Annotated in this window: 21 protein-coding genes and 1 pseudogene; 15 read left to right on the forward strand and 7 right to left on the reverse strand. The window is 44.0% G+C overall.

Annotated features, from left to right (window positions below):
* Nucleotides 1-20: 20 nt before the first annotated feature.
* A complete protein-coding gene (locus tag AAFP11_RS06265; RefSeq protein ID WP_341736243.1) occupies nucleotides 21-2273 on the reverse strand; it encodes a transglycosylase domain-containing protein in 2253 nt (750 codons plus the stop codon).
* On the opposite strand from AAFP11_RS06265, the gene AAFP11_RS06270 reads away from it, so the two are divergent.
* From AAFP11_RS06270 to AAFP11_RS06295, 6 genes are all read left to right on the forward strand, one after another.
* Nucleotides 2264-2428: a hypothetical protein gene (locus tag AAFP11_RS06270; protein WP_341736244.1), complete on the forward strand. Its 165-nt coding sequence runs from the start codon at nucleotides 2264-2266 to the stop codon at nucleotides 2426-2428. The two genes, AAFP11_RS06265 and AAFP11_RS06270, sit on opposite strands and share 10 nt — an antisense overlap.
* Nucleotides 2429-2503: 75 nt before the next feature.
* Nucleotides 2504-3355 (forward strand): YheC/YheD family protein, encoded by an 852-nt coding sequence (locus tag AAFP11_RS06275; protein ID WP_341736245.1) that lies wholly within the window; start codon nucleotides 2504-2506, stop codon nucleotides 3353-3355.
* Nucleotides 3356-3933: 578 nt separating this feature from the next.
* Nucleotides 3934-4245: a hypothetical protein gene (locus AAFP11_RS06280; RefSeq protein ID WP_341736246.1), complete on the forward strand. Its 312-nt coding sequence runs from the start codon at nucleotides 3934-3936 to the stop codon at nucleotides 4243-4245.
* 79 nt (nucleotides 4246-4324) lie between these two features.
* Nucleotides 4325-4543, forward strand: coding sequence for a hypothetical protein (locus AAFP11_RS06285; protein WP_341736247.1), 219 nt, complete (start codon nucleotides 4325-4327; stop codon nucleotides 4541-4543).
* The gene (locus tag AAFP11_RS06290) at nucleotides 4533-4937 is read left to right on the forward strand and encodes a type II toxin-antitoxin system RelE/ParE family toxin (protein ID WP_341736248.1); all 405 of its coding nucleotides are present in this window, start codon (nucleotides 4533-4535) and stop codon (nucleotides 4935-4937) included. Before AAFP11_RS06285 ends, AAFP11_RS06290 begins: the two co-directional genes overlap by 11 nt.
* 18 nt (nucleotides 4938-4955) lie before the next feature.
* On the forward strand, nucleotides 4956-5168 hold the full coding sequence (locus AAFP11_RS06295) for a hypothetical protein (RefSeq protein WP_341736249.1): 213 nt from the start codon (nucleotides 4956-4958) through the stop codon (nucleotides 5166-5168).
* A gap of 104 nt (nucleotides 5169-5272) precedes the next feature.
* On the opposite strand, the gene argS is transcribed toward AAFP11_RS06295, so the two are convergent.
* Nucleotides 5273-7030: an arginine--tRNA ligase gene (gene argS, locus AAFP11_RS06300; RefSeq protein ID WP_341736250.1), complete on the reverse strand. Its 1758-nt coding sequence runs from the start codon at nucleotides 7028-7030 to the stop codon at nucleotides 5273-5275.
* Nucleotides 7031-7273: 243 nt separating this feature from the next.
* Here argS and AAFP11_RS06305 point away from each other — a divergent pair, with 243 nt between their 5' ends.
* The 3 genes from AAFP11_RS06305 to AAFP11_RS06315 all read left to right on the forward strand — a co-directional run bounded on the left by AAFP11_RS06305 (nucleotide 7274) and on the right by AAFP11_RS06315 (nucleotide 13744).
* Nucleotides 7274-7669, forward strand: coding sequence for a hypothetical protein (locus AAFP11_RS06305; protein ID WP_341736251.1), 396 nt, complete (start codon nucleotides 7274-7276; stop codon nucleotides 7667-7669).
* 482 nt (nucleotides 7670-8151) lie between these two features.
* The gene (locus AAFP11_RS06310; protein ID WP_341736252.1) at nucleotides 8152-9546 is read left to right on the forward strand and encodes a malic enzyme-like NAD(P)-binding protein; all 1395 of its coding nucleotides are present in this window, start codon (nucleotides 8152-8154) and stop codon (nucleotides 9544-9546) included.
* Nucleotides 9547-9874: 328 nt separating this feature from the next.
* Nucleotides 9875-13744: a PAS domain S-box protein gene (locus tag AAFP11_RS06315; protein ID WP_341736253.1), complete on the forward strand. Its 3870-nt coding sequence runs from the start codon at nucleotides 9875-9877 to the stop codon at nucleotides 13742-13744.
* A 271-nt stretch (nucleotides 13745-14015) separates the two neighbouring features.
* Here AAFP11_RS06315 and AAFP11_RS06320 read toward each other — a convergent pair whose 3' ends face one another.
* From AAFP11_RS06320 to AAFP11_RS06330, 3 genes and pseudogenes are all read right to left on the reverse strand, one after another.
* Entirely contained in the window at nucleotides 14016-14513 is a 498-nt protein-coding gene (locus tag AAFP11_RS06320; RefSeq protein ID WP_341736254.1) for a GNAT family N-acetyltransferase, read from the reverse strand.
* A 93-nt stretch (nucleotides 14514-14606) separates the two neighbouring features.
* Nucleotides 14607-15193 (reverse strand): annotated as a pseudogene (miaE, locus tag AAFP11_RS06325) (tRNA isopentenyl-2-thiomethyl-A-37 hydroxylase MiaE).
* Nucleotides 15194-15230: 37 nt separating this feature from the next.
* Entirely contained in the window at nucleotides 15231-17399 is a 2169-nt protein-coding gene (locus AAFP11_RS06330; protein ID WP_341736255.1) for a tetratricopeptide repeat protein, read from the reverse strand.
* 99 nt (nucleotides 17400-17498) lie between these two features.
* Here AAFP11_RS06330 and AAFP11_RS06335 point away from each other — a divergent pair, with 99 nt between their 5' ends.
* Both AAFP11_RS06335 and AAFP11_RS06340 read left to right on the forward strand, forming a co-directional pair.
* Nucleotides 17499-18161 (forward strand): glycosyl hydrolase 108 family protein, encoded by a 663-nt coding sequence (locus AAFP11_RS06335; protein ID WP_341736256.1) that lies wholly within the window; start codon nucleotides 17499-17501, stop codon nucleotides 18159-18161.
* A gap of 460 nt (nucleotides 18162-18621) precedes the next feature.
* Nucleotides 18622-19740, forward strand: a complete 1119-nt coding sequence (locus AAFP11_RS06340) for a serine/threonine-protein kinase (RefSeq protein ID WP_341736257.1) — start codon at nucleotides 18622-18624, stop codon at nucleotides 19738-19740.
* A 302-nt stretch (nucleotides 19741-20042) separates the two neighbouring features.
* On the opposite strand, the gene AAFP11_RS06345 is transcribed toward AAFP11_RS06340, so the two are convergent.
* Entirely contained in the window at nucleotides 20043-21344 is a 1302-nt protein-coding gene (locus tag AAFP11_RS06345; protein WP_341736258.1) for a valine--pyruvate transaminase, read from the reverse strand.
* A gap of 490 nt (nucleotides 21345-21834) precedes the next feature.
* On the opposite strand from AAFP11_RS06345, the gene AAFP11_RS06350 reads away from it, so the two are divergent.
* The 3 genes from AAFP11_RS06350 to AAFP11_RS06360 all read left to right on the forward strand — a co-directional run bounded on the left by AAFP11_RS06350 (nucleotide 21835) and on the right by AAFP11_RS06360 (nucleotide 24639).
* Nucleotides 21835-22377 carry a peroxidase-related enzyme gene (locus tag AAFP11_RS06350; RefSeq protein WP_341736259.1) on the forward strand — a complete coding sequence of 181 codons (543 nt, stop codon included), beginning with the start codon at nucleotides 21835-21837 and terminating at the stop codon, nucleotides 22375-22377.
* A gap of 3 nt (nucleotides 22378-22380) precedes the next feature.
* A complete protein-coding gene (locus AAFP11_RS06355) occupies nucleotides 22381-23604 on the forward strand; it encodes an adenylate/guanylate cyclase domain-containing protein (protein ID WP_341736260.1) in 1224 nt (407 codons plus the stop codon).
* A gap of 195 nt (nucleotides 23605-23799) precedes the next feature.
* On the forward strand, nucleotides 23800-24639 hold the full coding sequence (locus AAFP11_RS06360; RefSeq protein ID WP_341736261.1) for a Tab2/Atab2 family RNA-binding protein: 840 nt from the start codon (nucleotides 23800-23802) through the stop codon (nucleotides 24637-24639).
* A gap of 158 nt (nucleotides 24640-24797) precedes the next feature.
* Here AAFP11_RS06360 and AAFP11_RS06365 read toward each other — a convergent pair whose 3' ends face one another.
* On the reverse strand, nucleotides 24798-24998 hold the full coding sequence (locus tag AAFP11_RS06365) for a hypothetical protein (protein WP_341736262.1): 201 nt from the start codon (nucleotides 24996-24998) through the stop codon (nucleotides 24798-24800).
* A 210-nt stretch (nucleotides 24999-25208) separates the two neighbouring features.
* Between AAFP11_RS06365 and AAFP11_RS06370 the strand changes: the two genes are divergently transcribed.
* Nucleotides 25209-26081: an S-methyl-5'-thioadenosine phosphorylase gene (locus AAFP11_RS06370; protein ID WP_341736263.1), complete on the forward strand. Its 873-nt coding sequence runs from the start codon at nucleotides 25209-25211 to the stop codon at nucleotides 26079-26081.
* Nucleotides 26082-26143 lie beyond the last annotated feature (62 nt).

Here is a 26143-nt window from a genome sequence, read left to right on the forward strand (position 1 = left end):
GTTTCATATCTCCCGATCGATTAACGCGCCACCTGTCGCATATAATCCCCCCACAATTGAGCCGCATCTCGACTACCTCCCTGAGTTGGAGAATTATCATCATTTCCCAGCCAAACTCCAGTCACCAATTGCTGACTCGGAATATAACCGACAAACCACAAATCTTTGTTATCATTAGTTGTGCCAGTTTTGCCCGCTTCTCCCAAGCCCAAAGCCGCACTGCTACCAGTACCTCCCCGCACCACTCCTTGCAGCATATCTGTCATGGTATCTGCTACGACTTCCGAAACTAATTGCTGATTGGCAACTCCATCTTTTTGATAGTCATAAACCACGCGACAATTCTTAAAGTTTTTTCTATCTTCGCAATCGCTGCTATCAATAATTCGCTTGATTACATGGGGGCGATTGCCCAAGCCCCGATTGGCTAAAACCCCAAAAGCCCCGGTTAATTGCAATACGTTAACTTCACTTTCACCTAATACTAATCCAGGGGTTGAACGCAAGGGAGAAGTGATTCCTAAACGCTTGGCCATTCGCACTACATTATCTAAACCAACATCTTGGGCTACTCGCAAAGCAATGGCGTTTTCTGACTGTGCTAAACCCCGATACATATCTGCACTACCGCTAGTTCTTTCGCAGCCACTGTAACTTTGTCCGCCCCAAGAAAGGGGTTCGCAGGAGTAACCTTTATTGGCGGAAATTCCCCGTTCTAGGGCGGCTGCATAGGTGAAAATCTTAAAGGTAGAACCTGGTTGTCTCAAGGCTTGGGTAGCTCGGTTAAACTGACTTTGTAGATAACTGACACCGCCAACTAAAGCTAATACTTCGCCAGTGGCTGTGTTGAGAGTTACCAGGGCTCCTTGGGAAAAACCATCCCTTGCTCCTGTATTTTCTACAGCATTTCTGAGGGAACTTTCTGCTACTTTTTGGAGTGTGGGATTTAAGCCTGTTTCTACAATAAAATTACCTTCTCTGGCTAACTGTTCCCCCAGTAAAAATTCTAATTCGTCAAATACATAACTGTAGAAATAAGGAGCGATCGTACTTTGCAAAAATTCCCGCGCTTTTGGGTTGATCTCAATTCGCGATCGCCTCGCGCGATCGGCTTCTTCCTGAGAAATTGTACCCATCGCCCGCATCCGTTCGATTACGCGATCGCGATACTGCACCGCCAACTGATAATTTTGAATCGGGTTAAAACTATTGGGAGCAGGCAAAATTCCCGCTAAAGTTGCCGCTTCTGACAAACTCAAATCCTTGGCAGATTTGCCAAAATAAAACCGAGATGCGTCCTCAAAACCGTAAAGGTCAATTCCCAAAAACACCCGGTTCAAATAAGTCAGCAATAGCTCGTCTTTACTGTAATAACTTTCTAACTTTAATGCAACTACTGCTTCTCGAAATTTGCGCCCCGCGGAATCTTGAGTCCCCACATAATCTCGAAACAAACTCCTAGCTAATTGCTGTGTCAGAGTGCTACCTCCTTCGCGAATTCCTCCTCCACGAAAATTGGTTAAAAGTGCACGCAAAACGCCGATGGGATCTACTCCTAAATGCCAGTAGTAGCGACTGTCTTCTGAAGCCATGACTGCCTTGGCTAAATAAGGAGAAAAATCGGGTAATTTCTTTAATTCTAAGTGAGCATTATTTTGAGGAGGACGCAGGGGAGTTTGACCATCACGGGCGTACACAATCACTGGCCCGTTGACACTTCTCGGCAGAGGACGTACTTGAAATTTGGTCGATTCAATGCCGATCGCCATCCCGATTAAAGCCGTGACACCGCTGATTCCATAAAAGCTGTAGCGCAAAATTTCTGAATACAAAGGTGGCGGATCTATGTACTGAATTCTGACAGCAGCGGCGAGTTCTGGTGGCCCTAAAGTAAATACATCGCCGTGACGCAGGGACATACTTTGAATTCGCCTTTTGCCGCGGTAAATTCCGTTGGTAGAACCTTCGTCTTTGATGACAAAAGGAGTGCGGCGCGTCGTATCCCGTGATAGGGATAAATGTAGGTGGCTGACTACGGCATTGCGAATGACAATATCAGAGGATTTGGACGATCGACCTAAAAGATATCGATCGCCCAATAGCGGATAAACCTCGGCCTTGGTAGCACCGGCATCCTGCACCCATAGTTCGGGGACTTTGGCATTCGGTTTCAGCACTAGCTGGTTAAAATTAACCTTGGCGATAGTCTGGACTGCTTGAGTAATAGCACCCAAGACGGTTCGAGGTTTGTGGGGCGGCTGCGGTGGGGTCATATTTCGCTGTAGACTACGATCGAGCGATCGGCTCTTGGACTATTCTACTCTTAACTTTTGGCTATTTTCGGAATCCTGCCCAGACTCAGGGCGATTTTCCCCCCAGTGCGATCGATTTTCGGGTGTGTAGGGATCAGATTGTGCGATCGGGCTAATCTCATTGTAGGATATTGGGCATTGGGCATTGGGCATCGGGCATTGAGAATAGTTTTTTCCTTCCACTTAACATTATGCTAACTAATATCAGTCTGGTGCTTGAAGCTTGTCAACAGTTAAATATCAATTATGAAATTCTTGCCCCCAACCAAAACTTAATCAGAATTCAACATTCTGGTCAATACTATTACTTTGTAAATTATATTACACCGTTTAATAGCGCACCCATAGTCCAAATATTTAAAGATAAAGAATATACCTATCAACTGTTGAATGGTAAAATTAAAACCCCAAAAACAATGGGTTTTTTATCTCCTTTTTGCGAGTCAAAATATCGAGAATATTTGAAAATTCAAAAATGTCAAGAAATTGCCACAGAGGTGAGTAAATTATTTTCATTGCCCCTGATTATCAAAAGAAATCGAGGTTCCGCTGGAAACAATGTGTTCCTGTGTGAAACCCCGGAGCAAATTCAAGCAGCTATTGAAACAGTATTTAATGTCAATAGCAAAGATTATGACTATGTTTGCCTAGCTCAAGATTACATTGATATTCGCCATGAATATCGGGCGGTTTTTAGCAATCAAAAGCTAGTTCTGCTCTATGAAAAAGATAAATTAGGCGCTAAATTTATGGGTAATTTAAGCCCACTGCACTGGGAGGGAGCAAAAGCTCAGCATATAAGTGATTCAAAGATTCTCTCAGAGATTGAAAGCTTTGTGCAGCCAGTGTTTGCGGAAATCAACGTTACTTATGGTGGCTTTGATATTGCGATCGACCAAAATGGCGATTACTGGTTAATTGAGATTAATTCAAGTCCCAATTACGATATATTTGTCAGAGATAACGATCGCCAAATTGTCGTAACCATGTTTAAAGGCATTCTAGAGACTTTGGTTGTTAACAAAACACCTTATTTGAAATGAAGAGTTGAGTAATATCAATTCCGGTTGAACCGGAATGATATAGAGGAGACGGCAATGCCCATTAGTGTCAACTTAAGCCTGAAAGCCTTGAAAAATCTCGTTTATATCCTAGTCCAGATCCCCCTAAATCCCCCTTAAGAAGGGGGACTTTGAGAAGACTCCTGTCCCCCCCTTCTTAAGGGGGGCTAGGGGGGATCTAGGCTTAATAGTCAAACAACAGTCTCTGACTGGGTTTGACGTTAAGTTGACACTAATGGGCAATGCCGTGTCCCTACCCAAAATATTGTAGGGACACGGCACTGCCCATTGGTGTCAACTTAAGGTAAAACCAATAGTCCGACAGGGAATGAATTCCCTGTCTCATAGCGAAAGTCCTCTCAAAGAGGACTGAAGAGTTAATTGATCTGTATTGGTTTCAGGCAAATATTCAGTCGGTTTCAACCGACTGTCTTCTATGAGACAGGGGTTTAAACCCCTGTCGGACTGGCGGGATGACTAACAGACTTAATGCGCTGACAGCTTAAGTTGACACCTATGGGCACTGCCGTCTCCTAATTTCGGCTACTTCACTCCATTCCTTGAAAATACCAGTAAAGATTAGCCACAGTTTAGGCGATCTTTTTTGGGAAGAGGTTGTAAATTTTAAAAAGCAGGTTTCAACCGCGATTTATAATTTCATCAATTCAATCTTTGATGACAGATTATACCATGGAAGTAGAGCTTTAGTTAAAGCCCTGAGATTTTACAATGAATTTCTGGAAAAGCAAGATAGATATCAGCAAGAAACACCTGCACAACGTCAGGCTGAAAGAGCCTGGATTGATTCGCAATGGACGGAAATTAAGAGATTGGAAAAAGGTATTAAAGTAATTCTAAATTCTTCTCCATAATTCCTTAAGCTACTGTCATTGTACTCGATCGCACTTCTTTCTATGCTAAAATAAACTTAGTCACAATTCCATCAAAAAAATGACAGCACAAGTGTTAGAACTAGAGGGAACGTGGGAAGAAATTCTCGCCCAAGCTGCAAAATTTGCCGGTCGGCGAGTCCGCATCATCGTTCTTGCTAACGAAGATGAAGAGGCACTCCCATCTCCAGAAGAGAGCTTTCGGCAAGCATGGCTCGAAATAAAGACAGGAAAAACTAGACCTGTATCGGAACTGTGGGAAGGTATTGATGCAGAGTGAGTCTTCTTCAATTAATGTGTACTTTGCGGATGAATTTAAGCGCAATTTACGCGCACTGTCCAAAAAGTACCGCCACATTCGCTCTGACGTTCAGCCAATTGTTGAACAACTTCAAGTTGGAGAATTGCCGGGAAATCGAATACCGGGAATTAATGATATTGTGTTTAAGGTGCGAGTCAAAAACACCGATATCAAAAAGGGCAAAAGTGCTGGCTATCGACTAATATATTACGTTCGGATGCCTACAGCAATCTTCTTGATGAGTATTTATGCAAAATCAGAACAAGTGGATATTTCAGCAGAACAAATTATACAAATTATCAGTCAGTTGAATGATGCCATTATTCCTGAAGAAATACAAGATCAAGAGGGTAGCGATCGTTCAGACGGTTAAAAATTTAAATCAAAAAAAATGACACGACAAATACTAGAACTAGAGGGAGCATGGGAAGAAATTCTTACCCATGCTTCAGAACTAGCTGGCCATACAGTTCGCGTCACTGTTATTTCTGATAGTGAACCACTGAAGTCAGCAGAAGAGTGTTTTCGTCAAGGATGGCACGAAGCAATGACAGGGCAGACTGTGCCGCTTTCTGAACTGTGGGAAGGCATTGACACAGAATAATCCTCCTTTGTTGGATCGGAATGATTTAACCGCAGAGAACGCAGAGAACACAGAGAAAGAGAAGAGAAAGAGATGAATAATTGCGATGAAGAGCGAATTTGATATTACATTCTCTCCAATACCTGAATCCCCAACAATCCTAAGCCTAACTGCAAAGTCCGCGCCGTCAAATCGCACAAAACTAACCGCGAACTCCGCAACGGTTCCTCAGCCTTCAACACCGGACATTGTTCAAAGAATTGATTGAATTTTTGACTCAATTCAAACAAATACTGACAAATTCGATTCGGCAATAAATCCCCATCCACAGAACCGAGAACTTCATTCAATTGCAATAGATGCTTCGCCAATACCAACTCCGCATCAGACTGCAAAATCACTTTCGCACCAGCATCTAAATTATCAAAATCAATCCCACCTTTGCGGCGAATCCCCTGCACGCGCACGTAAGCATAGAGCATATAAGGTGCAGTATTTCCTTGCAAAGCGAGCATTTTGTCGTAACTAAAGACATAGTTACTTGCTCGGTTTTGACTTAAATCGGCGTACTTGACTGCACTCAAACCAACTACTTCAGAAACGTTAGCAATAAACTCTTCTGTTTCCTGTCTTTCTTCTGCTGCTAATCTTGTTTCTAAATCTGCACGGGTTCGCACGATCGCCTCATCGAGCAAATCCTGCAACCGCACTGCATCCCCAGAACGAGTTTTGAGTCTTTTACCATCCTCTCCGCATACCAAACCGAAGGGAACATGAACAATTTCGACATCTTCGGGAATCCAATTGGCTTTTCTCGCTACTGCAAATACTTGGGCAAAATGGTTGGCTTGTCCTGAATCAGTGACATAAATTATCCGTTTTGCACCGTCTTCTTTGATTCGGTAGCGGATGGCGGCTAAATCGGTGGTGGCGTAGTTGTAGCCGCCGTCGGTTTTTTGGACAATTAGCGGCAATGGTTCGCCTTCTTTATTGGTGAAACCGTCTACAAAAACGCATTTTGCACCGTCACTTTCTACTAGCAAACCGAGACTGGTTAAATCTTCGACTACTGCGGGTAATAACGGATTATAAAATGATTCGCCGCGTTCCGTTAATTTGATGTCGAGTAAATTGTAGATTACTTGAAATTCGCGGCGGGATTGATCGCACAGCAATTTCCAGGCGCGACGGGTGTCTTCGGCACCGGCTTGCAGTTTTACTACTTCTTGTCTGGCGGTTTCTTTGAAGGTTTCGTCTGCATCAAAGCGCTGTTTTGCTTGGCGGTAAAATGCGACTAAATCGCCTAAATCTAGAGCGTCAGCAGTTGTTAATGCTTCGGGGTGAACTTCGCGCAAATAGGCGATGAGCATCCCGAATTGGGTTCCCCAGTCGCCGATGTGGTTGATTCTGATGACGTCGTGGCCGAGAAATTCGAGGATGCGGGCGATCGCATCTCCGATAATAGTCGATCGCAGGTGCCCGACGTGCATTTCTTTGGCGATGTTGGGGCTGGAAAAGTCGATCGCCACTTTTTGAGGTGTTTCTGTGGGTGCGATTCCCAAACGGGGGTCGATCGCGATCGCCCTAACTTGCGCTTCCAAATAAGCCGGTTTGAGTTTTAAATTGATAAAACCAGGGCCAGCAATTTCTGGGGTTTCGCAGATGTCGGCGATGTCGAGGTTTTCGATGATGGTTTGGGCGATCGCCCGTGGTGGCTTTCCTAACTTTTTCCCCAAACTCATCGCCGCATTGCACTGAAAATCCCCAAAGTTGGGATTGCTTGCTGCTGTCAGCATCGGATCGGTACCTGCTAGATTTTCCCCGAATGCTGTGGTGAATGCTTTGTCAAATCTTGCTTTTAACTGGGATGTGGTTGAGAACATACTGTATAAGTAGAGCCAAAATTAGGAATATTTTTACTTTTCTGGGGCGTTAGTCTGGGGATGTCAATTATTCGCCGTGATAACACATAACAGATTTTATCACAGTTGCGAACGCTACACAAATCCTCAAAAATCACATTTAGTTGACGATCTCGATCGCGCTCAAATTTAATTAAATCGATTAAATTAAGGTATGTTAAAATTTTTTCAATCCTCCTAAAGATCCTACCAAAGGAAGTTGCCATGTTATCTCAACCTATTTTTGGCGATCGTTCTCTGACTCAAGCCTTTTATCAAGCTGTAATCGATCGCTTCGATGACCCTTTGAGTCTCTCAACTCAAGCACTATTACGCGAGTGTACCCTCGGCTTCGCACCCAGTCCCGAAGGAGTCAAAACCTTTTTGATTATCGCGCCGACGCTGGAAGCAGCCGAGCAACTGATTAACAAAATGGAAAGTATTTTAGATCGGGTTGCCGAACTTATGGCTGGAGTCGGACAAGTTGCTCTCTGCGTCAAGCCCGCCGACAGTGCAGCCCTAGAAACTGTCGATCGACAAAACTTAGAAAAAGTTCCCACTGATTGTCTAGCTTGTAAATTCTTTTCTATTTTGTGTGACTGTGAAACAGCCGATCGCTAAAATCTACAATTAGCAACCCACAGTTAAGCTGTATTGCATTTCTCTTCAAAGCCCAAACGTGCAGGTAATTCGATCGTTATCAAAGGTCGCGCTCGGCGGCGCAGCAACTGTTATCAATAAAATGCCAGCTTGTCAGTTGATCTGAATATTACCTGCCGTCTCCAACAGCGGTGCATCTATAGCAAGCTTCTCCACAGTTAGGAAATTTTGGCATCGATCTAGTCATTGATTTTATTCGTTCTTCAAATCTTTGTGTTTCCTGGTTCGCTACTTTGGCTATCAAAAAGCGGCATAAATTCCCCAAGCGTCTCGCATCAAAAGACAGCAACAGGAATTTATAGCTATTTAGGGAAAACCCGATCGCCACCAGCAAACAGAGATTAAAAATTTATGTTTGAAGTTTAAATTATTAAATTTTTGAGATAAAGTTAGTAATTCCATCTAAGATCGAAATTCTGAAATCTCAAATCTTTAATTCAGCCATGAGCGTAAAACTGACACCGAATCCTAGCTTTAGTTTGACAATTCGCGTTTCTCTGCCAAACCAGCCGGGAATGCTGGCCGGCGTCACCAGCGCGATCGGCTCTGTTGGCGGCAACTTTGGCCAAATTGACTTAATCGAGCAAACCCGCGCCACTACAACTCGCGATATCACTGTCGATGCTTCGAGCACCGAACACAGCGAAGAAATAGTGCAAGCAGTGAAAGCACTGCCCAATATCAAAGTGCTCGATGTATACGATCGCACCTTCAACTTGCACCGCGGTGGCAAAATCCGAGTTGAAAGCAAAATTTCCCTCAAACGCCAGTCCGATTTGGCAATGGCATACACCCCTGGAGTTGGTCGCATCTGTATGGCGATCGCCAAGGACCCCCAGCAAGTTTACAACCTGACAATCAAACAAAATACTGTGGCGATTGTTACCGATGGTAGCGCCGTTTTGGGACTGGGAAACCTCGGTCCGGCCGCTGCACTGCCAGTCATGGAAGGCAAAGCCATGCTATTTAAAGAATTTGCGGGAATTGATGCCTTTCCTATCTGCTTGAATACCCAAGATACTGAGGAAATTATTCGGACAGTCCAGAATATCGCCCCTGTATTTGGCGGCGTTAACCTCGAAGATATTTCCTCACCTCGCTGTTTTGAAATCGAAGCAAGATTGCGGGAAACTCTAGATATCCCGATTTTTCATGACGACCAACATGGCACTGCTATTGTGAGTTTGGCCGCCTTAATTAATAGCCTAAAATTAGTACAAAAATCGATGTCCGAAGTGTGCATTGTGATTAACGGAGCCGGTGCCGCTGGAGTGGCGATCGCCCGCTTGTTACGCAAAGCAGGTGCAGAAAACATCATCATGTGCGACTCCAAAGGTGTCCTCTCCAAAGACCGCACAGACATGAACCCAGAAAAACTAGAGTTTGCCGTGGCTTCGGGCGGGACCTTGGAAGATGCGATCGCCGGTGCCGATGTGTTTTTAGGAGTCAGCGCCCCCGGAGTTCTGACCCGCTCCATGGTGCGTTCCATGGCCGAGAATCCGATTGTGTTTGCCATGGCAAATCCGATTCCCGAAATTCAGCCAGAACTAATCATGGATGATGTGGCGATCGTGGCAACTGGGCGTAGCGATTACCCGAATCAAATTAACAATGTTTTGGCATTTCCGGGCATATTCCGAGGTGCTTTGGACTGCAAAGCTGCCACGATTACCACCAATATGTATTTGGAAGCAGCTTATGCGATCGCCTCTTTAGTCAGCCCTTCCAAGCTGAACAAAGAATACATTATACCCTCTGTATTTGACGAGCGAGTTGCCACTGCTGTCGCTAGTGCAGTGCAGTTGGCAGCGCGAGCCGAAGGCATAGCCCGCGATTAATTACACCTAGTGATTGGTTATTAGTTATTGGCAGAGTCGAAAGACACGGCATCGCCAATAACTAACAACCAAAAACCAATAACCAACAACCAATAATATAAAATCCTCTCTTCATCGTCCTGTATTAAACTCTCTCTTCTCTTGCTTCGCGCACTTCGCGCCTTCGCGGTTAAATCATTCCGATACAACCGGAATTGATCTAACCAATAACAAACAACCAATAACCAATAACCAATAACTACTGACTGCTGAAATAGTGATAAAAATCACAAGATAAAAAAAATATAAAAGTAGATTATAATTAGTTAGCCCCTCCCACACAGGTCAGATGCCAAGCCAGCTAGGAGAAGACCGGAGCGATCCCTGCCACCGCAAATTATTAGAAATCAGTCCCATGGGGCTTGCCTTGTGTCGGATGGACGGGACTTTTTTGGACGTAAATCCAGCCTTTGCAGCAATTATCGGCCACACAGTTGAAACAACTCTCACTCTCAACTACTGGGCAGTTTTGCACACAGAATGTACAGCCCAAGACAAAAAAGAGCCAGAAAATCAGCTCCAGCATAACTGCACAGACCACTGTGCAGCAGCATACCAACACAAAGACGGTCATCTCGTACCTGTGCGCGTTTCCCAGTGGACAGTGGAAATAGAGGGAGAGCCTGGGCTGTGGCTGACTGCTGAAAAAATTGGCAACGAGGGGGTTCAAAACAGTATCTTACTCTCGGCATCTTTGTCGCAGCCAAGCAATTTCAATCGAGAAAACTTACTAGCTCAGCGAACTACGGAACTGGCAAAAACTCAGGAACAACTCCAACAAACCATCGCCGAACTTGAACAAACTCAAGCAAAGTTGCGTCACCACAGTCAAATTATCGACCAAATTCGAGAAGCGGTGATTTGTACAAATATGGATGGTCTCATCACCAGTTGGAATCAAGCATCCCAAAGGTTATACGGCTATCAAGAAAGTGAAGTATTAGGAAAGCATATTTCTCTCATTTACCCGCCCGAACAACACCAGATTTTGTTAAAAAAAGTGATCGGCGTGTTACAAAAAAAAGGTGAGTATCAAACGGAAGTTATAACACGTCGTAAATCAGGAGAAATTTTTTATTCTCACCTCGTGCTTTCGCTATTGCAAGACACCATGGGAGAAGTTATAGGGATGATTGGCTATTTAACAGATATTAGCGATCGCAAAGCTTTAGAACAAGAATTAGCCGTGCGACAAGCACGATTTGATGCTTTTTTCAAGGATGCGCCGGCAGGACTTTCCATTTTGGACGATGGACTGCGATTCGTACAAATCAATAAAATGTTAGCAGAAATGAATGATGCCAGCCCAGCCGACCACATCGGCAAGACTGTGCAGGAAATCATACCAGATCTCGCTCCCATCGTCGAGCCTTTATACCAGAAAATTTTGCGGACAAAAGAACCCGTACTCAATATCGAACTCAGCGCGGAAAAAGTGAGACAGCCCGGAGTAATGGCACACATCGTCGCCTCTTACTTTCCCCTACTAGATGCAGGTGGCGAGGCGATCGGCATTGGCGCAGTAGTTATTGAAATTACCCCTCGCAAACAAGCAGAAGAAGCCCTACGACAAAGCGAACAACTCTACCGCACTATGGCAAGCAATTTTCCTAACGGTGCGGTGATGCTATTTGATACAGAATTGCGTTATACCCTTGTAGAAGGGAAAGAATTAGCAGCAGTTGGTCTTTCTAAAGAGTTGATGGAAGGCAAGACAATTTGGGAAATATTTCCTCCAGAATTCTGCGCTGCTGTGGAACCCAATTATCGGGCTGCACTAGGTGGAGAAACCGTGGTAACTGAATTTAATTATAACGATCGCACTTACCTAGCCTATACTTTGCCAGTCAGAAATGAACGGCAAGAAATCACCGGCGGATTGCTGATGACTCAAAACATTACTGACAGTCAATTAGCCGAGGAAGCACTCCGGCAAAGCGAGGAAAAATATAGGTGCATTGTAGAGACAGCCGACGAAGGCATTTGGATGATTGATGCCGAGAGTAAGACTACTTTTGTGAACCAAAAAATGGCTGATATGCTTGGCTGCACCACCGAGGAAATGATGCAACAGCCGTTATTTAATTTCATGGATGAAGAAGGTATTGCCATCTCTCAAGCAAATCTAGATCGCCGTCGTCAAGGCATCCGCGAACAACATGATTTCAAGTTCCGTCGCCGAGATGGCAGTGATTTGTGGGCGATAGTTTCTAGTAATCCCATGCTAGATCAACAGGGAAACTATATCGGTGCTTTGGCGATGATTGCCGACATTACCGATCGCAAAAAAGCAGAAGCAGCATTGCAGCAGTCGGAAGCTAAATTTCGCTCGCTTTACGAATTAACCAGTTTGGCTGTTTTAATGTTAGATGAAAATGGGATTCGTGATGTCAATAATGCCACCCTAGAACTATTTGGAGGCACGGGCAAAGAGCAGTTTGTAGGTAAGAATCCTGGTCAATTTTCGCCACCTTTCCAACCTAGTGGCAAAGCATCTTTGAGTGAGGCTAATGAAATGATAGCCATCGCCTTTGAACGCCGCCATAACCGTTTTGATTGGCTTCACCAGCGTTTCGACGGTACGGATTTTCCGGCAGAAGTCGTGCTGACAATCATCCAAGTCGGCAATGAAACAATGATCCAAGCAGTAGTCCAAGATTTGAGCGATCGCAAATTTGCCGAAGAAGTCTTACTGCGATCGGAACAAACACTCCGACAGCAAGCTCGACGCGAACAACTGCTAAACCAAATTGCTAGCCAAATTCGCAATTCTTTAGAATTAGAGACTATTTTAGAAACTTCCGTAGCAGAAATTCGCCATCTCATGCAGCTAGATTGGTGCATTTTTGCTTGGTATCGCTCCCATGATAATTCAGCAGTTTGGGAAGTAACTTGCGAAGCCAAAAATCCGGCATTACTCAGCTTTTTGGGTGCCTGTTTTGTAGACGAAAATTCTAGTATTATAGCCCAGCATATGGGGCAGATGAAAACTTTGCAAATTAATAATATTAGCAGTTTACCAAATCGAGAAATAGGCGAAATTCATCAAACATTTGGAGTCGTTTCCATGCTAGTGCTGCCAATTCAAACTACTTCCGGCGATATTGGGGCCATTGGCTGCTATCAAGCTGGGGAAATGCGACAGTGGAACGATTCTGAAGTGGAACTGATGCAAGGAGTGGCTGCTCAAATTGCGATCGCGATCGATCATGCCGAACTTTACACCCAAACCCGCACTGCGGCCAAATTAGCTCAAGCTCAAGCTGTACAGTTAGAAGAAACTTTGCACCAACTCCAGCGCACCCAATCTCAGTTAATTCAGAGTGAAAAAATGTCGAGTTTGGGACAGTTAGTGGCTGGTGTCGCCCACGAAATTAACAACCCCGTAAATTTCATCTACGGTAATCTTACTTACGCCAGCGAATACACTCAAAGCCTGCTGAAACTAATCCAAATTTATCAACAGGAATACCCGGAGCCTACCGCAGCAATTTTAGATGAAATAGAAACCATCGAACTTGATTATATTCTTGAAGATTACCCAAAAATCATCTCATCAATGAAACTAGGAGCCGATCGCATTCGGGATATAGTTTTAAGTTTGCGTACTTTCTCCCGACTTGACGAATCCGAAATGAAAAAAGTGGACATTCACGAAGGGATAGAAAGCACGCTGATGATTTTGCAAAACCGCATCAAAAATAAACCCGATCGCCCTCCTATTAATGTGATTAAACAATACGGAGATTTACCCAAAATAGAGTGCTATCCTGGTCAGTTAAATCAAGTATTTATGAATTTGTTGAGTAATGCCATCGATGCCATAGAAATGGAGGTGGAAAAATCCGCTGCGGAGGTCAGAAATCGGGCAAATGCAGCCAAAAATCTCGAAATTACGATTCGCACAGAAGTAACCGAAAATAACTGCGTGGCGATTCGGATTAGGGATAATGGACCAGGTATCAGCGAAGATGTGAAGAAGCACTTATTCGATCCATTTTTTACCACTAAACCAGTGGGTAAGGGAACTGGTTTAGGTTTAGCAATTTCCATGTCAATTATCGCCGAAAAACACGGTGGCGAGCTTTTTTGCAATTCTGTATTGGGAGAAGGTTGCGAATTTGCGATCGAGATTCCTCTACGACAAAAAAAAGATTAAGCAGCGATATAAATTGTGGTTGCATGGTCATGATTGAGCCTTTCTAGAACACTCTTGATATTAATTTATGTTGTATTGGAATGATTTATATCAAATCCGTTGACATCGGAATTATTATTTCTCTCTTCTCTTTCTCTGTGTCCTCTGTGTTCTCTGTGGTTTAATCATTCCGATACAACTGGAATTGATATTAACCGCGAAGGCGCGAAGGAAGAGAAGAGAGAGTTTAATAATTCCGATTTGTGGCCGGAGTTGCCTAGGCCTGATTTTTTTATTCCTTTATTTCTGGTTTGATTACTTTTTTGTAAACCCGATCGCACCTTTGCGTCTCTACACCAGTTGTCGGTTGATATCCGTTTTTTTCATACATATTAACAGCTTCCTTGAGAACGCTAGCAGTTTCGACCCAGATTTCATCAAAGCCACAACTAGCAATTTTACTTTCCAATTGTTGCAGTAAAAACTTTCCTAAACCCTGTCCCCTAGCTGCCGGCAAAATATACATTTTGCGAATTTCCACAGCATTATTGCCTCGTTCAATGGGATAGTATGCCGCCGTTCCTAGGATTTCTCCTTCCCGTTCAACCACCCAAAATTCTCCACCTTTGGCATGATAATGTAATTCTACATCATACACATCTCGATCGGCTCCGAAAGGCTCGGATCTTAAACCGTACTCCAATAAGACATCGCGAATTACATGAAAAGCATCAGCCCGGTCGCGTGTTTCCCAGGAACGAATTAAAAAATCATGATATTGGGTTTTCATTGGTTTTCGTAAATCATATTTTTCAGTCACTTTAGAAACCACTGTAAAATTGCCATAAATTTGTGTTTTACAGCACTTTAATGCACCCTATATTTAGCTATGAATTCTCGGTTCTGGATGAAGAGTTGCCAGCAACTCGCTTTCAACTAAGGATAATTGGTCCAGCCGCCGATCGACAACAGAGCGATCGAAATAAGTTGTTGCCAAAATCCAATATACACCATAATGGCGAGCTTCCGAAACCATCAAACTCCGGTAAAATTTAGCTAATTCTCCATCGACACAACTATCTGCCAGCAGTCCCAGCCGTTCGTGACTCCGCGCTTCGATTAAACCAGAAACCAGCAAAGAATCCAAAAGTCGATCCGGTTCTTGCTTCCGAATTTGGCTAGACAAACCAGCACCGTAGGGAGGAGCCCCCAAGGGGCCCAAAGCAATGTTACGTTTTTCCAAGTGCTGATTGACTTGCTCAAAATGCTCTAATTCTTCGCGGGCGATCGCCGTTAACATCCTCACCAATTTAGCATGAGCCGGGTAGCGAAACATTAAATTCAATGCTACCCCAGCCGCCTTGCGCTCGCAGTGAGAATGGTCTAATAAGATAGTATCTAAATTGGCGATCGCCTGTTCCAATCTTGGGAAGTCGGCTGTTTCAGAAACTTAATAGTTGGTAAAGCCATCAGATTTGAGATTGGATATTTGAGATTAAATCTATATTTAACACAGTTTTTCAAACAGTGCGTACATATCTCCCGCAAACTTTTTAGGGTTCCACAAAGGCGACAAATTTTCGGATTTCTTAGAATTAGCCAACTGCGATTTCACCCCGTTTCGTAATTCACTATCTTGACCTAATTTTACCCCAAATTCCACATATTCCTCCCAAGACCAAGCCATCCCAGTGGTAATTCCCAAAGTCTGCAAAAACGAATAACCCATTCTGGATAAAAACTGCTCTCCAATTCGAGTAACCACAGGCAAATTAAACCACAAAGCCTCTAAGGTGTGAGTCCCACCATTATAAGGATAAGAATCCAACAACACATCTGCCAGCAAATAGACAATTCTATGTTCTTCCTCCGTAGCAACCCGTGGCAAAAACTTAATCCGGTGCTTGCTAACTCCTTCAGTTTCGCAAACTTGGTGATAAGCCGCTTGAAACACCGCATTATCGCCTAAAGCTTTATGAATCAAGACACTATTTGGCACTTGTTTAAGAATAGCTACCTGTGCTTTCACCAACTCGTAATTAAATTTTCTACCCGGAGCGACACACAGGTAAACTATCTGGTCTAAACCTATGCGATTCGACCTTCTCAAGGCCACTGGATTGACTCCATACCTTTGAAAACCAGACAACGCCACAAAGGAATCAGGCATCCTAATTAGCTGCTCATCATAATATTTTTCCCTACCTGCTGGGTGCGAGTGCCAATCAGAAAGAAAATAATTTGCTGGTGATATATAAGCCGCATCAAATCCTAACCAAGACACACAAACTGCTGCGGGTTTGGCGTAGAGAATATCAACATGAACTGGTACGCTGAGAGAATCTAAATCAACTAAAACATCTAATTCATCACTTCTAATTTGAGCGATAATTTCTGAGGAATTAGACATTCCGTTGGCAAAATTTTTGGGCAAAGTTAGTTTGCCAAAACTTTCAAACTTTTTGGTTTGGTCATCAGGAACAATTCTTTCGGAAGCGTACAAATGCAAATTCGCGATCGCCGACAATTCGCGAAGGATGTCAGCACTGCACCAACCCACAGAATGGCGACGGAAGTGATTGGACAAACACCCGATTTTTAGTTTACCTGCCCTCGCCGTTGTTTTTAGACTGTAATGAGTGACTTCGGGAAAATTAGGTTTGATACATTGGTCGATATACTTTTGGGCAATTCTTCTGTAAAGTTGAGAATTGACTGCCACATCATCTCGCAAATAGGGCGTACTAAACAAGAAATTGGCATACAGCGATTTAATTTCAACTGCTTTAACTGGGTCTAAGTTTTGCTCCAAGTAAGATTCTAGTTCTAAAAATCTATCTTTAGCAATTTGATTCAGCCCCGACACTTGATAGGTACTGACGAAGTAAATTGCGGTCATAATTGGATCGTTTTCACCGCACATTTGACTGTATCTGTGAACAGCTTGCCGCGCCTGAGATAAATCGCTGGTATCTCTGAGAATGGCACACAAATGTTGGTGAGCGGGAATAAAATCTGGTTTAATTTCTAGGGCTTTTTCCAGATAAGGAATTGCTTCTTTTAATTGGCCTTGATAGCGCAAAACTATGCCTATTTGACAGTATGCTTCTGGTAAATCCGGCTTGAGGTCGATCGCCCGTTGCCAAGCAGCCACAGCCTCATCCAGCTTACCTTCCCCCGCCAATTTATCTCCCAAATCTAGGTTAAAATCTACCTCAGCCAGATCGGGCTTGAGTTCGAGAGCTTTTTGCTCGTAGGAAAGCGCCGCATCAAATTGCCCTTGCTGCTTGAGTGTGAGTGCCAAATTCCAGTAAGCTGGTGCTAAATCCGGTTTGAGGACGATCGCCTTTTCGTAATTGACAATCGCCTCTACAAACAGCCCTTGTTTGTAGAGCATACTCCCCAAATTAGCATAGGCCTCGGCAAAGTCTGGATTCAGGGCGATCGCCTCAGAATACAGCCGCATCGCCTCATCAAGTTGCCCGTTGGCTTGGTGGACGTTGCCCATTGTCACGTAAGCTGGAGCCCAATCCGGTTGTAATTCCAGTGCGAGGCGACAAGTGGCAATTGCTTCTGCTAAATTACCTTGAGAGTAATATTTTTCTGCCAGGATTGTCAGAGATGCAGCATCTTCCAATTTGGGTGTTTCAGACTGATTGTGGAAATCGGGATTCATCTTCGCTGCCTATCTGTGCTATCAAGTTAAAGGTTGAATCTATATTATTTTGCAGAGTAGCAGTTTTAGCGGAACTACGGGCGATCGGACAGGGAATTTATGAACGACAAGCGAAGAACACAGCGTCAACAGAAAATTAAGTGGAGACCAAACCTCCTACTGGGCTTACTTTTGTTAAGTCTGGCAATTCCCTTGCCCTTTGCCCAAAAGACGGTGGCACAGCAGCAGACAGCCAACTTTCGGCAGAAAATATTTCAAACAGCCCTTTACTTTACCCTATATTTTGAGGGCGGGTTCAGCGATCACCCCGCAGACAAGGGAGGCAGAACTTATCGAGGGATTCTGCAAACCGAATATAATGCTTACCGATACAGTCGGGGGCTGCCACCCCTAGATGTGACGCAGATGTCGGAAGCAGAGCTCCTAGAAATTTATAAATATTACTGGGATTCGAGTCTTTCGGGAACAATGCACCCAACTTTGGCGATCGTCATGTTTGACACGGCGGTTAACTTTGGAATTAACAACTCAATTACCTTTCTTCAACAAGCGTTAGGATTGCCACAAACGGGAATTTTTGATAGCCGCACCAAGGAAGCACTCAAAAGTGCAAACAACAGAAATACCGCTTTGCAAATGATTAATGAACGGATTATTTATCGCTACAAACGGGTGCAAGAAGACCCTAGTCAGATGGCTTTTTTCCGGGGTTGGTTGAGTCGAGATTACAGTTTGTGGGGCTATGTGAATAAGATTAAGTAGTTGGGAATGGGAATGGGGAATTGGGGAATTGGTAATTGGTAATTGGGAATTGGACACTGAGCGTAGTCGAAGTGTATGAGTTATAAGTGTCGAAGGTCTTTCTTCCTTCTTCCTTAAATCTTTTCCTAACAGCCCCTCATTAAACTCATATTTGTAAAAATATATTTCAAAAAAGGGACAAAATATCAAAATTAAGTTAAATCATGTATAACTTAAACATAGCGATTTTCATTGGTCCGATCGCAAAGCAATCCATACTTGGTGATGGACAAGTAATATCAAATCCCTTGATTTCGGAACCATTCATCTCTCTCTCCCCCTACTCTGCTTCCTCTGCGTACTCTGCGGTTAAATAATTCCGATACAACCGGAATCGATATAAAAAGTTATACCCGATCTATTGAAAATTGCTATTTCAGAAAATCAAGTATCGACTACAAATCACTAAACAGCTAAAGCTATGACCATAGAAGAAGCCATTAATCTTGTGGACAATTTGGTAGAAAAATCAACCAAAAAATCATTGACTCGGTTGCAGCAAGCGATAATTCGCGGTGTTTTACAGTCTTGGACATACCAAGAAATTCAGCAAAACGATCCGATCGCCCGCGGGTACACAGTGGGCTACCTAAGTCGCTACGTCGGTTACAATTTATGGAAAGATCTCACAAAGGTACTGAGAGAAGCAGAAATTATTGGACAAGAAGAAAGAGTAGTTGCAGCAAATCTCTGGGACTGCATCATGAGAGCATCACAACAAGGTAGACAACCCCCTAAACCGGGCGAGCCGATGTTAGAAAAACTGATGCGGATGCGTTACCGCATCACCGAACATTTGGTGAGTACCGAGTACAGCGATACCTATCTCGCTGAAGATGAAAACTTACCCGATCGCCCTTTGTGTCTCGTCAAGCGCCTGAAAAGCCAGTCTGACAGAACCAGCCATTTATTCGATCGAGAAACGCGAGTTTTATATAGCCTAGGTCAACACGATCGCATCCCGGAATTATTAGCTCGTTTTGAAGAAGATGGATATTTTTATTTAGTCTATCAATTCATCGAAGGACAACCCCTGTCTCAAGAACTGATCGAAGGTAAACCTTGGGAAGAACATCAAGTTATTGCCTTATTGCGAGACATCTTAGAAATTCTGGTTTTTGTTCACCAAAGAGATATAATTCACCGCGACGTTCACCCTCAAAACTTAATCAGACGTACATCCGATGGCAAAATGGTCTTAATTGACTTTGGCTCAGTCAAAGAAATTAGTAATTGGCAGCAAAACATCGGTCAAACGAAATCCCGTGGTGGGACTCAACAGGATTATATTCCCCCCGAACAAGCCATCGGTTCCCCAAAATTGTGCAGCGACATCTATGCTGTCGGTATCATCGGCATTCAAGCCTTAACAGGAATGAAGCCAAAACAATTCAAAGTTGATAATATCGGAAATCTCATCTGGCGGCAAAATGCACAAGTTAGCCCAGAATTTGCTAAGGTTTTAGACCGGATGATACTGTACGATTTCCCCCAGCGCTACCCATCAGCAACAGAAGCTTTACAAGCAATTCATAACTAATATCAATTCCGGTTGCACCGTCAGGATAGAGGACACCGGATTGCCCATTGGTGTCAACTTAAGTGGATGGGGAGGGTAGGCACGCACCATCCACTACCCCTACAAAATGATGATTTGTCACCAGAATGAAACAGCCCTGGGGAAAGGGGGACTTTGAGTAAGTTCTTGTCCCCCCCTTGTTAAGGGGGGCTAGGGGGGATCTGGCCTTAATTCAAACAGCAGTCTCTGACTGGGCTTGAAGTTAAGTTGACACCTATGGGATTTATCCTGCCACTAAGCAACAGTTTAGAATCCCCGTGTCTTTAGACCGGGGAGAGGTCAACCTGATAGACTTTTTCCACCATTTTAGCCAAACGTTTCATCGCAGTTTCAATCTCCTGATTAGTCGCAGTCAAACTAATCCGCAAACACTCCTGCTTGTGCCGCCAATCTTCCCGCAAACCAGGGAAGAAAGAACTTCCCGGCACCAGAATCACACCGACTTGCTTCAATTGTTGATAAAATTCCCAATCTGTCATTGGCAAATCTTTCAGCCACAACCACGCAAAGATTGCTCCTTCCCCACGGTGCAAAAACCACGGCAAATCTTTCGGCATTGCTTGTTCTAGAGTTGTTTCAACTACATCAAATTTACTTTGATAATAAGGCCGGATGACATTGACACCAATGTCAGCCAAAACTCCAGAATTAATCGCCCGCGCCGCGATCGCCTGTCCGTATCTCGGCGAGTGAATGCACATATTCGTCTGAAAAGATTGTAAAACTTGAATAATCTTTTCATCACCGATCGCAATTCCGATTCTTTCTCCCGGTAATCCCGCTTTCGACAAACTCATGCAGTGGATAATATTGTCACCAAAAATCGGTGTCATCTCAGTATAATTCAAAGCTGGGAACGGAGGCCCGTAGGCAGAATCAATGAAAACTGGCACATCAAAAACACTAGCTATGGCTGCAATTTTCTTCACTTCGTCATCGGTGAGAACATTCCCAGTGGGGTTGCAGGGACGAGAAAATATTACGCAGCCGGAAGTTTCATCGATCGACAACTGACTGAAATCCGGGCGATATTTAAACCGATGAGCGGCCGCATCAATATCCAGAGTTGGTTTGCAAGCAATTACGGCTTCGGGAATCAAGCTGACTCCACCATAACCCGTATAATCCGGACTCAAGGGCAAAACAATATGTTTAAGGCTACCCCCCCTCACCCCTGGGGCGGCTGCGGTGTAGCCACCGAAGGCATTGGCTGCGTAGAAATAGATCGATTGACTACCGGGAGTGATCAAGATGTTGCGATCGGTCAAACTAAGTCCGTAGCGTCGATTAAAATCATCCCGAACCGCATCAATCAACGGCTGATAGCCTTGACTCGAACCGTAGCGACAAACCACCTCGCCATATTCCGCACTCGCCAAAAGTTCCGCAGTACAATCGCGCCACAACTGCTCGACTTCCGGCAAAATCACTGGATTGCCGGCACTCAAATTAATAAACTCCTGCCCGCTACCGGCTCTGAGGGTTTCAATAATGTCTTTCATAATTGCCCTAACTCCGGTGAGGTGGGACATCTGAGTGCCAAATTGAGTGAGGGCAGGGTTCATAGCAAATGCAGCGACAAGGATAGAAGTTTACAATCTACCCATCATAACCTTGTTTGCTCACATCCAAGGCGAAACCGCAGTTAAAAATTAGCAGCCCGCCATTAAACTAAATTCCTTATTCGGGATTAAATTATACACTATCGCCAACACCTTGCCATCTATCAAAAGTCGTAATTTTATTCAATTTTTATTAAAAATTACAACAATGCTGACCAAATCTGGAACAATACAAAAATCCAGATTTTATCAGCAATTAACCTAGCTACTCAACATTCCAATAGTTATAATAAACCCAGATTTATGAATCTAGCAGCAAAAACCCTACCGCCTGGTAGCTGATATTCACTACTCCTAGTCCCTAGAAATCGGTGCATCTGACCATCAACAACACTAAAGCCTAAATTCGTCCTAATACCGCCCAGAGAGCTGTGTTACGCTATTTAGGCGTAGTTTTGTATGAAGATTAACCGCAGTCACCATTATTATAAACATGACACACTTTCCGATCGCAGAATACGAAGAACTCACCGATCCAAAAGCTCAAGCAGTATATGACGAAATCTTGACAGAACTGGGGTTTGGCATCGTACCCAACCTATTCAAGTCAATGGCCACCAACCCAGACTTATTAGAAGCCAACTGGAAAAAATTCCGCTCTACAATTCTCCAAGGAGACGTACCGCGCACCCTCAAGGAAATGATCGGAGTCGCTATTTCCCAAGCAAATAATAGCGAGTACGCCTTAAAAGTTCACCTCCACGGACTCTCAGCTTTGGGAATCAGCGAAGAAGTCCTGCGGCTGCTGGTTTCAGACTTTGCCAACTGCCCCCTGCCCGCTCGTGAAAAAGCCGTAATCAGCTTTGGTTTGCAAGCCGCTACCAACCCCCAGGAACTGACAGCAACTCACTACCAAAACCTACGGGATTTAGGACTAGATGATGGAGAAATTTTTGAATTGATTGCCACCGCAGATTTGTTTAGCAGTGTCAACAGATATACTGATGCTATTGACCTCGAAATAGATGCTCTGTGATCTATGTCCCACGCCCCTAAGATGGGTCATCGATTAGAAGATCAAGACAGGGAAGAACTGTTGCTAACAGCCCGCAGCTTATTAGCAGAAGCTCAGTCCCTGTCCACGCGCATTGCTGCCGTCAATGAAATTGCCACCGCAATTAATAGCACTCTCGATATCAATTTAATTTTTCGAGTAGTAGGCAAGCAAGCCAAATGGCTGCTAGATTTTGAACACTGTAGCATTTGCCTGCACAGCATCAACTCTTGCACTACACTGTTTGGCAAAGCCATCAATTTAGATATTAATAGCCTCCCAGAAAATGGTCCCATAAAAAAAGCCTTCAAAACAGCCCAACCCCAACTAATTCACGAAGGATTTTCTGCTGGTGTTTTGTCCAGCTACGCCTCCCAAATCATCATTCCTTTGGCAAGCGAAGGTAAAATTTTGGGGACAATTATTTTTGCGACAACTAAGCCGCGTTCTTATAATCAAGAAGATGTACGGATTGGCTATCTTTTAGCTTTGCAACTATCCTCAGCTATCCGCAATGCTGAACGCTTCCAAGAGATTAATAGACTCTATTCCCAACTTGATGCCGAGAAACAAAAATCAGACAAGTTACTTTTGAATGTACTCCCGGTGGAAATTGCCAACGAACTCAAAATTAACGGCAAAGTCGAACCAGTTCATTATGACGAAGTATCGGTTTTATTTACCGATTTCAAAGGCTTTACTCAATTATCCGAAAAAATGACACCGCGAGAGTTAGTTGACGAACTTGACTATTGTTTTTCTTATTTCGATATGGTGGTGGATAAATATGGATTGGAAAAATTGAAAACCATTGGCGACAGCTATATGTGTGCATCAGGAATTCCTCAACCCAGCCCTACACACGCCATTGAATCGGTGCAGGCTGCCCTAGAAATTCTTCAGTTCATGGAACTGCGAAAACAGGAGAAATCTGCTCAAAACATTCCCTATTGGGATATTCGCATCGGCATTCATTCCGGTCCTTTGCTAGCGGGAGTAATTGGCAATAAAAAGTTTACCTATGATGTGTGGGGAGACACGGTTAATACCGCATCTCGGATGGAATCTTCCGGAGTACCGGGAAATATAAATATCTCTCACGCTACCTTTGAATTAGTCAAAGATTTTTTTGAATGCGAACACCGAGGCAAAATTGTTGCTAAAAATAAGGGCGAACTTGATATGTATTTAGTTCGCGGGATTAAGTAGAAGGAAGAAGTCACCCCCCCTGCCCCCCCTAGGGGGGATGGGGGATGGGAGAATATCGAGGTGAAGAATGCTCATAAAGCAAGCTTTTTAGCCACCTGTATCTTACGTTTAATTAGTTGGATTTACTTAAATGACTTGAGTGTTGCAGATTTAGATTAAAATAATACAACTGTTGAATTAATTTTAAAAGTAATTATGCAAATTTGGCAAGCCGATTTTTACCGTCGCCCCCTCCGAGACGAAGCGGGAAAACCACTGTGGGAACTATTGATTTGCGATGTGGCGAGGAATTTTACTTTTAGCGCTGTTTGTAGCCAATCGGCAGCTAATTCTACTTGGCTGGCCCAGCAGTTGCAACAGCAAATTCAACTTGAAAAAAAGCCCGATCGCCTTCAAGTATTTAGACCTCAATCTCTCAGTTTAATCGAAGCTGCGGGCAAAGTTTTGGGCATCAAAGTAGAAGCAACTCGGCGCACCCCAGCCCTGAAATTGCTGCTACAATCACGGGCTAAAGCATATTCGACTATGCCTAATTATACTGGCGAAACCGGAGGTGCGATCGCCCTTGAGTCACCGCCCCCCCTACCTTTACCAGAAAACTTGTGGGGCGATAGCTGGCGTTTTGCTTCCCTACCCGCCGGCGATATTGTAGAGGCTTTTACAGGGCGTCCCCTGCCAATTTTGGAAATGCCAACATCATTATTACCGCTGAATTTGGGCTTGGCCTCAACAGTACCTGTACCCGGAGTGATAATTGACGGCGGGCGACAGTCGATGCGTTTGGCTAGGTGGCTTCAGGATGCTAATCCTTTCAGTTTAAATTATATTGCTGGAGCTCCCGATGGGTTGATTTTGGAAGCTGGCTTAGCAGATAGATTTGTGGTTGCTACTTTTGCAGATGATGAGGTGAAACAGGCCGCTAAAATTTATGAACAGCGAAAGCAGTTGAGTAAAGGATTGCATTTTTTGTTGGTGCAACCCGATGATAGTGGGATGACTTACACTGGGTTTTGGCTATTGAATTTTAATGGTTGATATCCCTTCAGTAATCAGAATTAAAACTTGAGATAAATGTAAATAGTGAGGGGCGAAAAAAAAACCAATAAATTATGATCTAGCACAATTCAAGCAGATTCAAGCGTATATTTGAAAACACTAAGTATCTTTAGCTTGTGTATAATCACACGGCAGATTTACTCGACCACTAAAACCAAGCCACTTTGTATAGCCTGACACAATCGATTGATGTGAGTGTGGTCTTTTTGGTCGAGTCCGTTCATCACCGCTGACTTGAGCAGCCTTCTGTCGAGGGCCGTAATTTGACGGAAAGCCAAGACTCGTTCGGCTACGGCTTCCACAGAGATTTTGATGGTACTTGTAGAACTGACTGTCATTGTTTTACACCCTAAAAATACATAACAGAAATCAGTATCTTTATTTTTAAAGATTCAGTAAAGAAAGGTTGTGATTTAAATCACCACTTGTTTGTGACAATGTAGTGTATTCAAGACAATGAGGTGATTAAATATTTAGCGTTCTTGGCACTAAATTTACAACAGCCCGGTAAAATCACTAAGTAAAACTCTCAAAAACAGGTAAAAATTATGGCTCAAGCAAAGATCGGAATCATCGGCGGCAGTGGCTTGTATAAAATGGATGCCCTCAAGGATGTGGAAGAGGTAAAAATTGATACACCGTTTGGCTCGCCTTCGGATGCGGCGATCGTTGGAACCTTGGACGGTACGCCGGTAGCATTTCTGGCAAGACACGGCCGCAATCACACTTTTTTACCATCAGAAGTGCCGTACCGGGCGAATATTTATGCGATGAAGAGTCTGGGAGTTGAGTATTTAATCTCAGCATCGGCAGTTGGTTCCCTGAAAGCAGAGGCGAAACCTTTGGATATGGTAGTACCAGATCAGTTTATCGATCGCACCAAAGGTCGAGTTTCTACCTTTTTTGGAGAAGGAATTGTCGGCCACATTACCTTCGGAGACCCGATTTGTGGCGCCTTGGCAAAAGTGCTAGCAGGGGCGATCGAATCCTTGAACCTCCCCGACGTCACCCTGCACCGTGGCGGCACCTACGTTTGCATGGAAGGCCCCGCATTTTCCACAAAAGCAGAATCACACCTTTACCGCAGTTGGGATGCCACAGTCATCGGGATGACCAATTTGCCGGAAGCAAAATTAGCCAGAGAAGCGGAAATTGCCTACGCCACTTTAGCCTTAGTCACCGACTACGACTGCTGGCATACCGATCACGAAAGCGTAACCGTAGAAATGGTCATCGCCAATTTGCATCGCAATGCCGAAAATGCTCAAAAAGTCATTCAAGAAACTGTCCGCAGGCTAACGGAAAATCCCCCTGTTTCCGAGTCCCATTCAGCTTTAAAATATGCAATTTTGACCCCGTTAGATAAAGTTCCGGCGGCTACTAAGGAGAAAATGGGTCTGTTGTTGCAGAAGTATTTGTAAAACGAACCGCGAAGACGCTAAGAGCGCTAAGGAAGAACTCCATCCCTTCTTTCTCTGACTTC

Source organism: Microcoleus sp. CAWBG640, assembly GCF_020883015.1.
Lineage (GTDB): Bacteria > Cyanobacteriota > Cyanobacteriia > Cyanobacteriales > Microcoleaceae > Microcoleus > Microcoleus anatoxicus.

Bases quoted from the DNA above. Each gene is read 5' to 3' on its own strand.
- AAFP11_RS06345 (WP_341736258.1), bottom strand. From the start codon at position 21,344: ATGAACCCTGCCCTCACTCAATTTGGCACTCAGATGTCCCACCTCACC.
- AAFP11_RS06290 (WP_341736248.1), top strand. From the start codon at position 4,533: ATGCAGAGTGAGTCTTCTTCAATTAATGTGTACTTTGCGGATGAATTT.
- AAFP11_RS06350 (WP_341736259.1), top strand. From the start codon at position 21,835: ATGACACACTTTCCGATCGCAGAATACGAAGAACTCACCGATCCAAAA.
- AAFP11_RS06310 (WP_341736252.1), top strand. From the start codon at position 8,152: ATGAGCGTAAAACTGACACCGAATCCTAGCTTTAGTTTGACAATTCGC.
- AAFP11_RS06265 (WP_341736243.1), bottom strand. From the start codon at position 2,273: ATGACCCCACCGCAGCCGCCCCACAAACCTCGAACCGTCTTGGGTGCT.
- AAFP11_RS06360 (WP_341736261.1), top strand. From the start codon at position 23,800: ATGCAAATTTGGCAAGCCGATTTTTACCGTCGCCCCCTCCGAGACGAA.
- AAFP11_RS06365 (WP_341736262.1), bottom strand. From the start codon at position 24,998: ATGACAGTCAGTTCTACAAGTACCATCAAAATCTCTGTGGAAGCCGTA.
- AAFP11_RS06285 (WP_341736247.1), top strand. From the start codon at position 4,325: ATGACAGCACAAGTGTTAGAACTAGAGGGAACGTGGGAAGAAATTCTC.
- argS (WP_341736250.1), bottom strand. From the start codon at position 7,030: ATGTTCTCAACCACATCCCAGTTAAAAGCAAGATTTGACAAAGCATTC.
- AAFP11_RS06330 (WP_341736255.1), bottom strand. From the start codon at position 17,399: ATGAATCCCGATTTCCACAATCAGTCTGAAACACCCAAATTGGAAGAT.
- AAFP11_RS06275 (WP_341736245.1), top strand. From the start codon at position 2,504: ATGCTAACTAATATCAGTCTGGTGCTTGAAGCTTGTCAACAGTTAAAT.
- AAFP11_RS06295 (WP_341736249.1), top strand. From the start codon at position 4,956: ATGACACGACAAATACTAGAACTAGAGGGAGCATGGGAAGAAATTCTT.
- AAFP11_RS06320 (WP_341736254.1), bottom strand. From the start codon at position 14,513: ATGAAAACCCAATATCATGATTTTTTAATTCGTTCCTGGGAAACACGC.
- AAFP11_RS06315 (WP_341736253.1), top strand. From the start codon at position 9,875: ATGCCAAGCCAGCTAGGAGAAGACCGGAGCGATCCCTGCCACCGCAAA.
- AAFP11_RS06370 (WP_341736263.1), top strand. From the start codon at position 25,209: ATGGCTCAAGCAAAGATCGGAATCATCGGCGGCAGTGGCTTGTATAAA.
- AAFP11_RS06305 (WP_341736251.1), top strand. From the start codon at position 7,274: ATGTTATCTCAACCTATTTTTGGCGATCGTTCTCTGACTCAAGCCTTT.
- AAFP11_RS06335 (WP_341736256.1), top strand. From the start codon at position 17,499: ATGAACGACAAGCGAAGAACACAGCGTCAACAGAAAATTAAGTGGAGA.
- AAFP11_RS06340 (WP_341736257.1), top strand. From the start codon at position 18,622: ATGACCATAGAAGAAGCCATTAATCTTGTGGACAATTTGGTAGAAAAA.
- AAFP11_RS06355 (WP_341736260.1), top strand. From the start codon at position 22,381: ATGTCCCACGCCCCTAAGATGGGTCATCGATTAGAAGATCAAGACAGG.